Here is a 15,735-nt window from a genome sequence, read left to right as displayed (position 1 = left end):
TATAATTGTGTAATAACCGCTGTTTCTTTCCACCTCCGTACTTCCCAACTGCGGCGTTTTTTGTGTGTTCTCACCAACAAGTTGTTGGTGAGAACACACAACAACGGCAGGCTGCTTTCGTGCCGTGTTTCGATTAGATGCGAAAGTCCTGCATCTAAAAACAAAAGCTAATTCTGGTAATTGAATTGGTCGGGTACTATGCCGCGCAGTATGAAATTATAGCAGGGCAATATAGCCGCGTATCAGCGCATTGTTGAATTTCGCCTCCAAAGGATGGATATTGAACATGCTCTTAACAAAAAAGAGGTATGAAAAATAAAGTCGTTTCAGTTTTAGTGGGCATGCAGCTCTCCTTCGGGTGTTTATATGCCACTGCGCAGCAGGTGCTGGAAACAGGTGCCGCCAAGCCCATGCCTCCGGAGTGGATAGACAAAGACACGGGGCATAAAGTGGTGCGCCTGTCGCGGAACGAGGGGAGCAACGCCAGCTTCTACTTCCACAACAACCCGTTTCTGAAGCAGAGCGGGAACGAGGGCGACAAGATGGTTTACTACAGCACCGATGCCAGGGGGAACAAGCAGCTCTATACCGTTAACCTGAAGACGCTGAAAACGGAACAGCTGACGGACAACGCATCCGAGAAAAAAGGGGAGATCATTGCCCGAAAGCTGAGGGAGGCTTTTTACCAGAGCCGCGACAGTGTGTTCGCCACCAACACCGATACCAGGAAGACACGCCTGGTGTATGTTTTCCCGGAGGATGTCAAAGGAAGCATCTCCACGCTCAACGCCGACGAGACTTTATTGGCTGGCAGCTTCGCCGGTCCCGAGAAAGACGCGATCTACGCACAATATCCCGAGAAAAGCGACTACTTCAACCGCATTTTCGACGCCAACATTCCGCATACCCTGTTCACCATACACCTTGAGACAGGCAAGATGCAGGAGATACACCAAGAGAACACCTGGCTGGGGCATATCCAGTTCTCGCCCACCAACCCCGACCTGCTTATGTTCTGCCACGAAGGCCCCTGGCATAAAGTAGACCGCATCTGGACGTATGACATGCAAAGCGGCGCGGTGAAGAAAATGCACACGCGCACTGTAGAAGGGGAGATTGCGGGGCATGAGTTCTTTAGCCCGGACGGCAAAACGATCTGGTTTGACCAACAGGTGCCGCGCGGCAAGACCTTCTACCTGACCGGCGCAGACGTGGAAACAGGCAAGGAAAAACAGTACCAGTTGGAGCGGAACGAGTGGTCCATCCACTTTAACGTTTCGCCGGACCAGCAGCTGTTTGCCGGTGACGGCGGGGACCCCGGGCAGGTAGCCAAAGCAACGGACGGCATGTGGATCTATCTGTTCCGGCCACTTGGCAACCAGCTGAAGTCAGAGCGTTTGGTGAACATGAAGCACCACTACTACAAACTGGAGCCCAACGTGCATTTCTCGCCGGACGGCAAGTGGGTCATCTTCCGGGCCAACTTTGAGGGCGAGAGCCAGGTGTATGCCGTGGAGATAGAAAAGAGCAAGAAGCAACAGCGGGCAAAGCAAAAATAGTGAGGGTGAAAAGAATTAATTTTAAGGATAAACCTAAATCATGAGAAACCCGGTTCTGTGCCTGCTGCTCCTGCTTTGCTTTATTTTAGTCTCCTTTAAAAAGGATAAAAGTAAGGTTACTACGATTCAAGGCAACAGACACATACACGCGCATATGAAGGATTTCAACTATGCGAATTAAAAAGCCCAACATAGCTCTACGCTTCGTTTTTATCTTTTGCCTGGCAGGCTACCCACTTCAGGCGCAGCAGCTCTCGAGCGGCCAAATCAAAGTTACTGCTGCGTATTCGCCCGATGTTTTCCCGCTGGCCCATGCGGCCAAAGCAGCGCCTGTTTATACAGACGCGCAGGATGCGGAGGTGGTACACCTTGCGGCAGCGGCCTTCAGCGAGGACATCCGAGGTATAACCGGGGTAAAGGCAACGGTAAGGAACGATAGCAGTTGGGAGGATATTTCTGGTTTTCCAGTTATCATCGGCACAATTAGTCAGTCTGGCTTGATAGACCAACTCGTTAAAAAGCAGAAACTGGATGTCCGTGGCATCGAGGGGAAATGGGAAAGCTTCAGCATCACCGTGGTGAACAACCCTTCCGACAAAGTGGAGAAAGCCCTGGTGATTGCCGGCAGCGACCGTCGGGGAACGGCGTTCGGGGTGTTCGAGCTGTCGCGCCGGTTGGGTGTGTCGCCCTGGCACTGGTGGGCAGACGTGAAGCCAAAGCAGCAAGCTGATTTATATATCACGCCAGGCGCGCTGGTGCAGGGGCCGCCATCAGTTAAATACCGGGGCATCTTCCTGAACGACGAAGACTGGGGGCTTCAGCCGTGGGCCGCCCAAAACATGGACACGGACATCAAGGACATCGGCCCGAACACCTATGCCCGAATCTTTGAGCTGCTGCTTCGACTGAAAGCCAACCTGATCTGGCCCGCCATGCACCCCAGCACCAAAGCCTTCTTTCATTATCCCGGAAACCCCCAAACGGCCGACGCCTATGCCATCCTGGTGGGCACGTCGCATGCCGAGCCGATGCTGCGCAACAACGTGGGCGAGTGGCATGAGAAAGCGATGGGAGACTTCGACTATTTCAACAACAAAAACGCTGTGCAGGATTACTGGGAGAAGCGGGTAAGAGAATCCAGTGATCTGGAGGCCATCTATACCATGGGCATGCGGGGCGTACACGACAGCGGTATGAGGGGCGCCAAAAACGCATCGGAGGCTGCTACCATGCTGCAGCAGACTATAGCGGACCAAAGAGGTATGCTGCAAAAACATATAAACAGCAATGTGTCCGCTGTTCCGCAAGCTTTCACGGCTTACAAAGAAGTGCTGGATATATATGACCAGGGCCTGAAACTGCCAGAAGACATCACGCTGGTATGGCCCGACGATAACTACGGCTACATCCATCGGCTGAGTAACCCGGAGGAGCAGCGCCGCAGCGGCGGTTCGGGGGTATACTACCATGCCTCCTACTGGGGCCGCCCCCACGACTACCTCTGGCTCAGTTCCACGCACCCCTCCCTGATTGGTGAGGAAATGATGAAAGCCTACCACATGAAGGCTGACCGGCTGTGGGTGCTGAATGTGGGGGATATAAAACCGCTGGAATACAACATCGAGCTGTTCCTGGACATGGCCTACAATGCCAGGGGCTTTCAGGAAAGCGGTGCCGTGAAAAGGCATTTGAGGCAGTGGGTGGAAGATATATTTGGAGGAGAGCAGGCCGCGCTGATCCATGATGTGTTGTGGGAGTATTATGACCTGGCGTTTGAGCGCAGGCCGGAGTTTATGGGCTGGAGCCGAACAGAGCCCACCACGCCCACCGCTTTTACGGCCTACAATCATTTCTACTACGGCGATGAGGCGCAAAGACGCCTTGACAGGTATGAGGCCCTGGAAAAGCAGGTAAAGGAAATGCGCCGCCAGATCAGCGCCAAAGATGCGGATGCCTTTTATGAGCTGGTATACTACCCGGTGGTCGGGGCCTCGCTCATGAACAAGAAATTCCTGTTCCGCGACAAAAGCCACTTATACAACTTGCAAAACCGGGCCAGTGCCACCGATTACGCGCAACTGTCCAGCCAGGCCTATGACAGCATTGTAGCGGAGACGGATTACTATAACCGCCAGCTGGCGAACGGCAAATGGAACGGCATGATGTCGATGGCGCCGCGCAACCTGCCTGTGTACCAGAAACCAGTGCTGCCTGCGAACTCCATAAATGGCACTGGCATATGGGCCGTAGCGCCGGAAGGCTTTGCTACAGCAGATGCTTCGCTGGTCGATCGCCAGGGCCTGGCCCTGCCCGCCTTCAATGCATGGGGCAGCCCGCGGTACTTTGTGGATGTGTTCCTGACGGGCAGCGAGCCGGTTGTATGGAGGGCAACTTCCTCAGCGAAATGGATAACCCTATCCGAGCAGCGCGGAAAGCTGTCGTCGGACTTCGGAAAAAAAGAGCAACGCATTTGGGTTTCTGTGGACTGGAGCAAAATCTCCCAGCGGCAGGAAGCTACCGGATACATCACCCTAAAAGGGGCAGGCAAAACTTACAGAGTAGCGGTGAAGGCGGTAAAGCCGGCGGACCCTGCGTTTGCCGCATATGAAGGCTTTGCGGAGAGCAACGGCTATGTCTCCATCTTTGCAGAAAACTTTAGTCGCAAAACGGACAAACAGTCAAAAGGCTGGGAACTGGTGGAAGGGCTTGGCCATACCGGCAAAGCCCTGATGGCGCTTCCGCTGGAGGTTAAACCTGTAGGGGAAACCGAAAGCGTGAAAGAGCATGCGCCGTTTGTCGCCTATGATTTTTATACCCTCACTGCCGCTGCGCCAACCATCACGGTTTCCACGCTGCCCACCCATCCGGTTACCAAAGCCCACGGCATGCGCTACGCGGTTTCCATTGACGACGGACCTGTAGAAGTCGTGGATTTCCAGACCTTCGGCAGAAGCGAGGAGTGGAAGGAAAACGTGCTGCGGAACAGTGCCGAGCGGCGGCTAACGTATCAGCGAATAGGCACGGGAAAGCATGTCCTGAAAATATACCTGATCGACCCCGGTGTTCTACTCGACAAGATCACGATTGACCTGGGCGGATTGAAAAAGGCCTATTCTACCATACCGGAAACCAAAAAGCAAACGCAGATAGTGAATTAGCTCGTCGTTGCGCAGTGCGGCAACTGGAGCAGTCTAACGGCGAATCCATACCCCAAGGTTTCTGTAATTTTATACCAATATCAATTGATCGATACGCATATCCATGGCGCAGGCTCCAAAATCACGAACTTCATGAATACTGAGGCATATCCTTACTTTTCTTGAAGAGCAGTTAGACCCCACTATCAAACATATTTTGCACAGTCAAATCTGCTGTTATGCAAGAGAGCCGTGCAGTTCGTAAAAGTCCCCCTTGGGGGTAGGGGCCCTCTAAGAAGAAGGGGGCAGGGGGATGAAAGGCGGCCGGAAGAACCCTTTCTGCTCTTGCTTGATGAGAAACAGCTTCTAAAATACCACACATATGAATGTCCGCAGGGAGTGTCATCCCCTAACCCCCTACAAAGGGTAGGGCCGTTAAGTTCTAACGAAAATTGTCCCCTTGAGGGGACCGCAGGGGTGTAAAGCCAGCGAAAATAACCTTCCGCAAAGAGCAAACACCCCTCTAACTCCCCTCAAGGGGAGAATCGTTTTTCTGCTATATTAAATCTTTACGTGAAGACATGGTGCAAATTCTTAGAACTTAACGGCCCTACCTTCAAAGGGGGACAAAAGAGGGCATTTTGTAACAGCAGATAGTAAACACTGCAGAAAATACTTCAAAGCGCAAAATCCATTCTATAATGATAGAAGTTTATTCAGCACAAAATAGCCTTGCTCACGAGAGAGGTGGGTAAAGCAGGATGATAAGTTTTCTACAGCTTGCATATACTTCACCGATGGTCACACACATAGCAAGATAGAGCAGGATAGTTTCTTAAGCAGAAGCTCGTATTTTTGATATTCAGGCACTACGCCACTCTGGAAGCTTCATACATCGTCCGCATGCATCGAAAAGAAAAACAGTTCCTCCTATACCTTCTTGTATGTTTACTTAGCGCAGGCTCCTGCCTCGGACAGCAGCAAAAGCACGTGCTGTGGTACAGCCAGCCGGCAAAAGACTGGAACGAAGCCCTCCCGATCGGGAACGGGCGGCTGGGCGCGATGATCTTCGGGAGGCCGGGCAACGAGCTGATCCAGCTGAACGAGGAAACGCTGTGGACTGGCGGCCCCGTGGACTTAAACCCCAACCCGGAAGCACCGCAGTACCTGCAGCCCGTCAGGGAGGAACTGTATAAAGACAATATTGGGGAGGCCGTGCGGCTGCTGCGCAAGATGCAGGGGCCAGACACCGAAATGTATCAGCCGCTGGGCGACCTGCGCTTAAACCAAACCTACGACGGTACACCCACCAATTACTACCGCGACTTAAACATTGACGAGGCCACCGCTACCACGCGTTTTACCGCGGGAGGCGTGACCTATACCCGCGAGATGTTCGCCTCAGCCCCGGACCAGGTGATGGTGATCCGGCTGAAAGCAGACAAGGCAAAAGCCCTGAATTTTACCGTGGGTGTGAACCACGAACTCGCTTTTCAGCGGCAAATTACTTCCGACAACGAACTGGTGCTGAAAGGAAAAGCCCGCATAACCAACGACGAGAACCGAAGGCCCAAGCCGTTGGTGTATACTGACAGTCTGCACTGCAAGGGCATGCGCTTTCAGTTTCGAGTAAAAGCCGTGTCGCCGGACGGAACCGTGATTACTTCTGACAGCGTGCTGACCATTTCCAACGCGACGGAGGCGGTGCTGTATATCTCCGGGGCTACCAGCTTTAACGGGTATGACAAATGCCCGGACAGCGAGGGGAAAGACGAAGCCAAACTGGCGACGGACTACTTGCGGGCCGCCGAACCCAAAGGCTTCGATGCCCTGAAAAAGGCGCATGTGCAGGATTATCAGCAGTTCTTCAACCGGGTATCGCTTTCTCTGGCCAACCAGGCGGGCTCCGACATGCCGACAGACAAGCGGCTGGCGGCGTACCAGAAAGGGCAGGCCGATCCATACCTCGAAGAGCTGTATTTTCAGTTCGGGCGCTACCTGCTCATCTCCTCCTCACGCCCCGGCGGTATACCGGCAAACCTGCAGGGCATCTGGAACCAGAACATCCGGCCTCCCTGGCGCAGCAATTTTACCACCAACATCAACCTGCAGATGAACTACTGGCCCGCCGAGATGACCAACCTGTCGGAAATGACGCAGCCGCTGCTCGAACACATCAAACGGATGGCGAAAAACGGCGAGGCTACCGCGCAAAATTACTATAACATGGATGGCTGGGCCGTGCATCATAATTCGGACATCTGGTCGCAAACGAACCCGGTGGGAGAGGGAAGCGGCGACCCGAAATGGGCCAACTGGTTGCTGGGGAGCCCCTGGCTGAGCCAGCATTTGTACGAGCATTACCGCTTCACGCAGGATAAAGCCTACCTGCGTGAGACCGCCTACCCGCTGATGAAAGGCGCTACAGCATTTGCCTTAGACTGGCTGGTAGAAAAAGACGGCCACCTGATCACGGCACCCTCCACCTCCCCCGAAAATGTATACATTCTGCCCAACGGCACGAAAGGCACCGTGACCATCGCCTCGGCCATGGATATGGAGATTATCTGGGACCTGTTCACGAACATGATTGAGGCCAGCGAGATTTTGGGTATAGACCAGCCCTATGCCGCGATGCTGAAAGAGAAGCGCAACATGCTGAGTCCGTTGAAAGTGGGCCGCAAAGGAAACCTGGTGGAGTGGTATGGCGATTGGGAGGATGAGGACCCCGAGCACCGCCATGTCTCCCACCTGTTCGGCCTGCACCCGGGGCGGGAAATCTCGCCGCTGCTGGACGCAAAACTGGCCGAAGCCAGCCGGGAAACGCTGGAAATGCGCGGCGATGGCGGCACCGGCTGGAGCAAAGCCTGGAAAATAAACTTCTGGGCCCGCTTGCTCGACGGCGACCATGCCTACAAAATGTACCAGGAGCTGCTCAAGACCTCCACTCTCAACAACCTCTTCGACACGCACCCGCCGTTCCAGATCGACGGCAATTTCGGGGCGACCGCCGGAGTGGCCGAAATGCTGTTGCAGAGCCACCTAAGCGAAGTACAGCTTTTGCCCGCCCTGCCAACCGCCTGGAAGGACGGCCACGTGAAAGGGCTTCTGGCAAGAGGCGCTTTCGAGGTAGACATGACCTGGAAGGACGGCAAACTGACCCAGGCCTTCATCACCTCAAAAACAGGCGGCGAATGTACCCTCCGCACGCATGAAAAAGTGCGGGTGAAAAAGACAAAATCCACCAGTTCACCAACCCAGCTATACGACCAGACACAGTACCTCACCACCTTCAAAACCAAACCCGGAATGAGGTATGAATTGGTCGTGAAATAAAACTTCATAACTAAAACACGCCTCAAAAGACCCGCTATTTTATGTTTCTCAGAAGACTTCTATTGCTCAGTTTCCTGCTGCTGGATATGGCAGCGGCCTACGCCAAAGGGCCAGACAAGCGCCAGGTGAAATATCTCTCCGGTACCGACAACGAAAACACGGTAGCCTGGGACTTCCAGGTGACTGGCGGCCGGAAGAGCGGTAACTGGACGCAGATTCAGGTGCCCTCGCATTGGGAGCAGCAGGGGTTTGGCACCTACAACTATGGTCGCGACTATGTGACCTATGGCAAGAATTTCCGCTTTGCCGATGAGAAGGGCATGTATAAGCACCGCTTTCAGGTGCCCGCCAACTGGAAAGGGCAGGATGTATACATCGTGTTTGAGGGCTCCATGACCGACACAGAGGTGAAGGTGAACGGCAAGCCCGCTGGCCCGATCCACCAGGGCGCGTTCTATGAGTTCAGGTATAACATCAGCGATAAACTGGAGTATGGCAAAGAGAACCTGCTGGAAGTGACGGTGAGCAAGATGTCGGCCGCCCCGTCGGTGAACAACGCCGAACGCCTGGCCGATTACTGGATTTTCGGCGGCATTTTCAGGCCGGTATACCTCGAGGCTTTCCCGCAGGAGCACATCGCGTTCACGGCCATCGACGCGAAAGCGAATGGTGCCTTCTCGATGAACGTGCACCTGAAAAATCCGCAGGCAAAACATGAGGTGGTGGCCGAGATTCTGGATGCCAAGGGCAAGGTAGTAAGCACCGGAAAAGCCACGATCGCTGGTGCGGACACTATGGTGAACCTCCAAACCAACGTGCCAAACCCGCTGCAGTGGACCGCTGAAACCCCGAATTTATACAGCGTGCGCACGTCCATCAAAGCTGGCCGGAAAACGCTGTACCAGACCACAGGCAAGTTCGGTTTCCGGACCATCGAGATCCGGGGGGGCGACGGGATATACCTCAACGGCACCAAGATCAAGATGAAGGGCGTGAACCGCCACGTATGGTGGCCGGAAACGGGCCGCTCGGTCAACGCCAAAATCGACCTGATGGACGTGAAGCTGATGAAGGAAATGAACATGAACGCCGTGCGCTGCTCACACTATCCGCCGGACAAAAGCTTTCTGCAACTCTGCGACTCGCTGGGTTTGTATGTGCTGGATGAGTTGGCCGGCTGGCAGAATGCCTACAGCACCGAGGCCGGGGCACCGCTCGTGAAGGAAATGACGATCCGAGATGCCAACCACCCGTCCATCATCTTCTGGAGCAACGGAAACGAAGGCGGCCACAACAAGGAACTGGACGACGACTATCATTTTTACGACCTCTCGAAGCGCCCGGTCATACATGCCCACCACCGCCCGGGCAATGAATTCAACGGCATCGACTGTAACCATTACGAAGACTACTACAGCACCAAAAAACTGCTGGAAGGCCCGAACATCTACATGCCCACCGAGTTTCTACACTCCCAGGACGATGGCGGGGGCGGTACTTCGCTGGCCGATTTCTGGGAACTGCACTGGAACTCGAAACTGGGTGCGGGCGGCTTTCTCTGGGATCTGACCGATGAAGGCGTGGTGCGCACCGACCAGAACGGCATCATCGACGTGAACCGGGTGAACGCGCCTGATGGCCTGATGGGGCCGCACCGCGAAAAGGAGGGAAGCTTCTTTGCCATCAAAGAGATTTACTCGCCGGTGCACATCAAACTGGACAAACTACCGGCAGATTTTAACGGCGTGATTCCGGTAGAGAACCGCTTCCACTTCACCAACCTCAACCAGTGCACGTTTCAGTGGCAGCTGGCCGATTACCCCAAGCCAGGCGATAACGCCACGGGGTATGCCATCCGGAAGCAGGGAACCGGGGCTGGTCCGGCTCTGGCGCCCGTTGCGAAAGGCAATCTGAAACTGACCCTGCCCGCCGACTGGAAAAACTATGACGTGCTCCTGCTGTCGGCGTTTGACCCGCACCAGGAACTGCTTTATACCTGGAGCTGGAACACGAAAAACAACGAGACACTGCTGGATGGCCTTGTGGCGCTAAAAGGCAAAAGCAGCGTGGAGGTGACCGAAACCGACTCGACTATTACGCTGAAGGGTGGCGAGATCGGTGTGAAACTCAACAAGAAAAAAGGCACCATCTCGGAGCTGACCAACACCAAAAGCAAGAACCTTTCTTTTGGCAATGGCCCTGTAATGGTGGCTGGCACATCTTCGGTTGCCAGCGTAAAGCACTACGCCGATAGCGATGGCCACGTGGTGGAAGTGCAGTATACCGGCGACATGAAATACGCCAAATGGAAGATGCACCCGAGCGGCTGGCTGAGCCTGGAGTATGCATACAGCCTGAACGGCGACTATCAGTTTACCGGCATCAGTTTTACCTACCCCGAGAACTTTGTGATTAGCGCAAAATGGCTGGGCAGAGGCCCTTACCGCGTCTGGAAAAACCGGGAGCAGGGTGTGGAACTTGGGGTATGGGAGAACGCCTACAACGACACCCATACCGGCAGCGCCCCCTGGATTTACCCGGAGTTTAAAGGCTATTTCGCCGACGTGACCTGGATGGAGTTTAACACCGTGGAGGGTAAGTTTCTGGTGGCCAGCAAAGAGGATGACCTGTACGTGCGCCGCCTCGATTTTTACGGGCTGTCGGGTGCGAAGCCGCATCCAACGCTGCCAACCGGCAACATCTCATTCCTGGACAACATTCCGCCCCTGGGTACCAAACTGGCCCTGAACATCAGCAGCAACACCCGTAACCTCGGCCCGCTTGGCGAGATGAACAAGGTGAACGGCCCGATCAAACGCACGCTTTACTTTTACTTCGGCCTGCCAGAGGCATATGACTCTGCCCCAGAGCAATTCAGCCGCCCCGTGAAAGACGAACTGTTTTAAGAGCAGGTAATCATACCCTGTTTTGTGTAGGCGGTATTCCCCTCTTGGGAGGTGTAGGTCATTTTATACCGGTGCTGCAATCACTCATCTAACAGCATTTTGTTGATAGGGGTATAATAAAACGAATTAAAGCAGGCAGCTCATACAGTGAAAAAGCAGAAGGCGCATCCCACAAGATGCGCCTTCTGCTTTAGATCAAAAAGGAATTCCTCAAGGGAAGTTTTTCGGCTTATAAATACAGGCGCATACAGGATGCCACAGGATAACAGGCTGTAACTGAATGGATACATTGTGAAGGTGTAATTGCTGGTAGTGAGGTGGATAATGCGTGGTGATTGGGCCAGGTTACTCAGAAAAAATCTTTTCAAGTCAAAAAAAATTACTGCATGAAAATTACTTTACACTCCCCACATCCATCTTTTAGTAGCAAAAAATACGGATTGCTGATACTCCTGCTGCTCTTTGTGTCGGCTGCGTTTGCGCAGCGGAACATGGAGAACCTGGGCCGCGGCCTCGTGGCCGTCCGGACGAGCAGCAGCCAGGTATTTGTGAGCTGGCGCATGCTGGGCACAGACCCCAACGACATCGCCTTCAACCTGTACCGTGGGGCCACCAAAGTCAACACCACGCCCATAACCGCGGCCACCAACTTTACCGACCAGACAAGCGCCAACGAAATCTATACCGTTCGCCCGGTGCTGGCCGGAGCAGAGCAGGCGGCTTCGGCCCCGGCCTCTGTATGGGCCGAGGCGCAGCTGCGCATCCCGCTGCAACGGCCCGCGGGCGGCACCACCCCCGACGGCGTAGCCTTTACCTACAGCCCTAACGACTGTAGCGTGGGCGACCTGGATGGCGACGGCGAGTATGAGGTCATCCTGAAGTGGGACCCCTCCAACTCGAAGGACAACTCGCAGAGCGGTTACACGGGCAACGTATACATCGACGCCTACAAAATGAACGGCACCCAACTGTGGCGCATCGACCTGGGCAAGAACATACGCGCCGGGGCGCATTATACCCAGTTTATGGTGTATGACCTGGATAGCGACGGCAAGGCGGAAGTGGCCTTCCGGACGTCAGACGGCACCGTGGACGGAATCGGTACCGTGCTGGGCAACCCCACCGCCGACCACCGCACCCCGTATGGCTATATCCTCTCTGGCCCCGAGTTCCTGACTGTTTTCAACGGCGAGACGGGCGCGGCCATGGCCTCCGCCGACTATGTGCCCGCCCGAGGAAACGTGTCTGATTGGGGCGATAACTACGGAAACCGCGTGGACCGCTTTCTGGCTGGTGTGGGCTATTTCGACGGGCAGCGCCCGAGCCTGCTCATGACCAGGGGCTACTATACCCGCACCGTGCTGGCCGCCTGGGACTGGCGCGACGGACAACTGACGCAACGCTGGGTGTTTGACAGCAACAATCCCGGAAACAGCGCGTACGCCGGGCAGGGCGACCACAGCCTAAGCATTGCGGACGTGGACGGAGACGGCAAGGATGAAGTAATCTTTGGGTCGATGACCGTGGACGACAACGGCACCGGGCTGTACAGCTCTGAGCTGGGACACGGCGATGCCATGCATGTGGGCGACCTGGACCCGGACCGGCCAGGCCTGGAAATCTGGACAGCGCACGAGGACCAAAGTGCTTACGATGGCAACGGGCTCTGGCTGCGCGATGCCCGCACCGGCGAAAAGCTGTGGGGCGTGCCCGCCACCGGCGACATCGGGCGCGGCCTGACCGCCGACATCGACCCGCGGCACAAAGGCTACGAAACATGGGGATCTGCAGGAGGCCTTTACACGGTTACAGGACAGCAGATTTCCACGGCCAAGCCCAGCGTGAATTTTGCCAACTGGTGGGACGGTGACTTGCTGCGCGAGATTCTGGATGGCACCACGCTGGATAAATGGGATTACACGGCTGGCACCAAAAGCAGGCTGCTGACGGCGTACCAGACCGGAGCTGATAAAAACAACGGCACCAAGGCCAATCCGGGCTTAAGTGCCGACATCCTGGGCGACTGGCGCGAAGAGATCATTTACCGGCACTACAACAACGAGGAACTGATCGTGTATACCACCACCATCCCCACAGAGCACCGGTTTTATACCTTCATGCACGACCCGCAGTACCGGGTGGCGGTGGCCTGGCAGAACGTGGGGTATAACCAACCGCCTCATACGAGTTTTTACGTGGGCGAGGGGATGGCGACACCGCCAACACCGTCCATTGCGCTGGTACAAAACAGCGGAACGCAAACTTCTTCGATATTCCTCTCTGCAAGCGGGGGCGATGCAAAAGCTTATTTAAGCTGGTCGGCCCATAAATTTGAAATGACAAACGTCGAGATATACCGCGATACCGACCCCGATCCGAGTGGCAGAAGCAGAATTGCCCAATTAGGCGGAATAGTGAAATCCTACGAAGACGAGGGTCTGACAAACGGCACGACGTACTATTACTGGGTAAAGGGATCTGATGCCAATGGGAAAGTGGTCAACTCTGCTTCTGCCAGCGCAACCCCAAAGGGTGTGGTCGAGCCTCCTAAACCTGCCTCAGTAGAGCTTGCCGCCACCGGAGATGATGGAAAAGTGGATTTGAGCTGGGTGATCGAAAACGTTGACATCCGCCACGTTGAAATATTCAGGGATACGGACTCCAACCCAAGCGGCAGAAGTCGCATTGCCACGGTGGGAGCAGGCGATACAGCGTTCTCTGACCAAACCGTAACCAACGGCACACCCTACTGGTATTGGCTGAAGGTGCTGGACTGGACTGGCAAATACCATGGCTCGGCGGCTGCCACAGCCACACCGGAGAGTAAAGCTGCTGCGCCACAAAAAGAGCTGGTGCTTGCTGCCTCGGGCAGCGACAGGCAAGTAGACCTTAGCTGGACCATGGAAAATTTTGTGGGAGTAGTTGCCGTGGAGATTTTACGCGACACCGATGCAGACCCTAACGGCAGAGAGCGGATTGCTTCGGTAAGTGCCAACGATAGGGCATATACCGACAAAAGCGCTCAAAACGATGTAACGTATTGGTACTGGATTAAAGTGACTGACGCGACGGGCGCGTTTAACTCTGAAGCAGCAGCGGCAACCCCTACGTGGGAGAATAGCAGCTATATACTGACAGCGCTGCACAGCGGGATGGTGTTGGATGTGAACAAAGCCTGCACAGGCAACTCCGGTAACGGAAATGTGGTACAGCGCACCGCCGGAATCACCTCACAGCAGCAATGGCAGCTCAGTAGCACGGGAGATGGGTATTATCGCCTGACCAACACCAAATGCGGTCTCGCCTTAGGAGCTAAAGGTGAGGAAGTTGGTTCCGAGGAATCCAATGTGATGATCTGGGACTATACCGAAACTGCCAGGCAGCAATGGAACCTGATTGCGTTGGAAAATGGCTCTTATAACATTGTGAACAGGCACAGCGGGCTGTCCCTTACGGTGCTGGGCGCTTCTGTAGCCGACGGGGCGAATGTGAAACAGGCAGCCTACACCGGAGGCGAAAACCAGCAGTTTAGTCTGGCTGTGGCAAGCGGTAGCATGGTAACTGCAGTATCGGAAGTGCATCAGGTGCAGCAAATGTCAAGCGCCGTTGTTTACCCCAACCCTACTGCCAGCGATTTTGTGATAGAAGCGGAAGGTGCCTTTGCGTATATGATCTGGGATCAGATAGGCCGGCAAGTAGCACAAGGCAGTGCATACCAGTCCATCAAGACAGGATCTGACCTGAAGCCTGGGCTATACCTGATCAAGGTGATGTCGAAGGGGCAGGTGCAGCAGTTTAAACTGATAAAAAGCAGGTAAAAGCTAAACACCGCTACTAAACAGGATGGTCCCTGCTCGTGTGTCAAATCATGAGCAGGGACCTTCCTGTTTATACCTATACCGGGAAGAGTTAAGCGGAGAGCAGAATTTACAAGACAGGGTTTTCTGATAACATTACACAATGCTAAGACCGTTATATCCTTTCGAATTCCGCGATTACTTATTATAGCCGGCCATTTTCTGTAGCTTTTAAATAGTCTGATTTATCGAAAATCTTAACCCCGTCAGCGCCCGGTTGTATGTAATGCAACAGCCGCAGCACGGTATCATTTACAGGATAATCAGCATAGGATTCCAGTTGTTCTACTCTTTTTAGTGTGTGGCCCTCAGCGATAGGTAGGGGGTTGCGTCGGCGTATTTTCTTCTGAATCTTTTGAATGGAATTCCCTTCGTAAAGATTGTATAAAATACGGGAGGGGCTTGTATCAGAATAGTAAAGAACACACCAGGCAGCAGCGCCTTCGGCAGTCGGGTTAAAGGCCCAGACGGCTTTCCCCATCATTTTTTCTGATGGCTTTGCATCGGATATAAAGCTCCAGCCCTTGTTTTTCAGCTTCTGGTCTATTTCAACGGAATCCATCCTTCTAAGCTTCTTCAGCTTTCTGAGTGATAGGTTTTGGGCCAACGCAGAAAACGACAGTAGGATGGCGCAGAGTGTAAGGGGCAATACCTTCATTCGGTTTTATGGTAATGAAACTAAATGTACCACATTCAGAGCAAACAATAAAAGCATATTTCAGCACGTGAGTTTAGGCTGAGAAGTGCCCCAGTTCAGCTTATGATTATACATACACCCTCTCGTAGGGACAGGTCGCGACCTGTCCGCGCATCGGCCTGTGCAGAGAGCAGAAGAGGGAGATTAGGCTTTGTAGGGGCATACCGCCATTTATACATCAAGCAGCAATGGCCGCATGTAGATGGGTATGAGCACGATTGGACAGGTCGCGACCTGTCCCTA

The 15,735-nt window shown here is 54.2% G+C and carries 6 protein-coding genes; 5 read left to right on the top strand and 1 reads right to left on the bottom strand.

From position 1 onward, the window contains the following. Positions 1-308: 308 nt before the first annotated feature. From MKJ04_RS13995 to MKJ04_RS22880, 5 genes are all read left to right on the top strand, one after another. Complete coding sequence (locus MKJ04_RS13995; protein WP_241642273.1) at positions 309-1,559, top strand: oligogalacturonate lyase family protein; 1,251 nt, start codon at positions 309-311, stop codon at positions 1,557-1,559. Positions 1,560-1,729: 170 nt separating this feature from the next. Further along, positions 1,730-4,717 (top strand): glycosyl hydrolase 115 family protein, encoded by a 2,988-nt coding sequence (locus MKJ04_RS13990; RefSeq protein ID WP_241642272.1) that lies wholly within the window; start codon positions 1,730-1,732, stop codon positions 4,715-4,717. Between the two features lie 882 nt (positions 4,718-5,599). Beyond that, positions 5,600-8,032 (top strand): glycosyl hydrolase family 95 catalytic domain-containing protein, encoded by a 2,433-nt coding sequence (locus MKJ04_RS13985; protein ID WP_241642271.1) that lies wholly within the window; start codon positions 5,600-5,602, stop codon positions 8,030-8,032. Between the two features lie 41 nt (positions 8,033-8,073). Further along, entirely contained in the window at positions 8,074-10,938 is a 2,865-nt protein-coding gene (locus MKJ04_RS13980) for a glycoside hydrolase family 2 TIM barrel-domain containing protein (protein ID WP_241642270.1), read from the top strand. Between the two features lie 386 nt (positions 10,939-11,324). Beyond that, on the top strand, positions 11,325-14,756 hold the full coding sequence (locus tag MKJ04_RS22880; protein WP_317246718.1) for an RICIN domain-containing protein: 3,432 nt from the start codon (positions 11,325-11,327) through the stop codon (positions 14,754-14,756). Between the two features lie 184 nt (positions 14,757-14,940). On the opposite strand, the gene MKJ04_RS13965 is transcribed toward MKJ04_RS22880, so the two are convergent. Next, complete coding sequence (locus tag MKJ04_RS13965; RefSeq protein ID WP_241642269.1) at positions 14,941-15,453, bottom strand: hypothetical protein; 513 nt, start codon at positions 15,451-15,453, stop codon at positions 14,941-14,943. Positions 15,454-15,735: the final 282 nt, after the last annotated feature.

It is taken from the genome of Pontibacter sp. E15-1 (genome assembly GCF_022601975.1).
Classification (GTDB): Bacteria; Bacteroidota; Bacteroidia; order Cytophagales; family Hymenobacteraceae; genus Pontibacter.
Note: the sequence above shows the minus strand (reverse complement) of the source record. Positions and strands in the feature narration are given on the sequence as shown.

Excerpts from the sequence above, each read along its gene's own strand:
- MKJ04_RS13990 (WP_241642272.1), top strand. The coding sequence starts at position 1,730 with ATGCGAATTAAAAAGCCCAACATAGCTCTACGCTTCGTTTTTATCTTT.
- MKJ04_RS13995 (WP_241642273.1), top strand. The coding sequence starts at position 309 with ATGAAAAATAAAGTCGTTTCAGTTTTAGTGGGCATGCAGCTCTCCTTC.
- MKJ04_RS13965 (WP_241642269.1), bottom strand. The coding sequence starts at position 15,453 with ATGAAGGTATTGCCCCTTACACTCTGCGCCATCCTACTGTCGTTTTCT.
- MKJ04_RS13985 (WP_241642271.1), top strand. The coding sequence starts at position 5,600 with ATGCATCGAAAAGAAAAACAGTTCCTCCTATACCTTCTTGTATGTTTA.
- MKJ04_RS22880 (WP_317246718.1), top strand. The coding sequence starts at position 11,325 with ATGAAAATTACTTTACACTCCCCACATCCATCTTTTAGTAGCAAAAAA.
- MKJ04_RS13980 (WP_241642270.1), top strand. The coding sequence starts at position 8,074 with ATGTTTCTCAGAAGACTTCTATTGCTCAGTTTCCTGCTGCTGGATATG.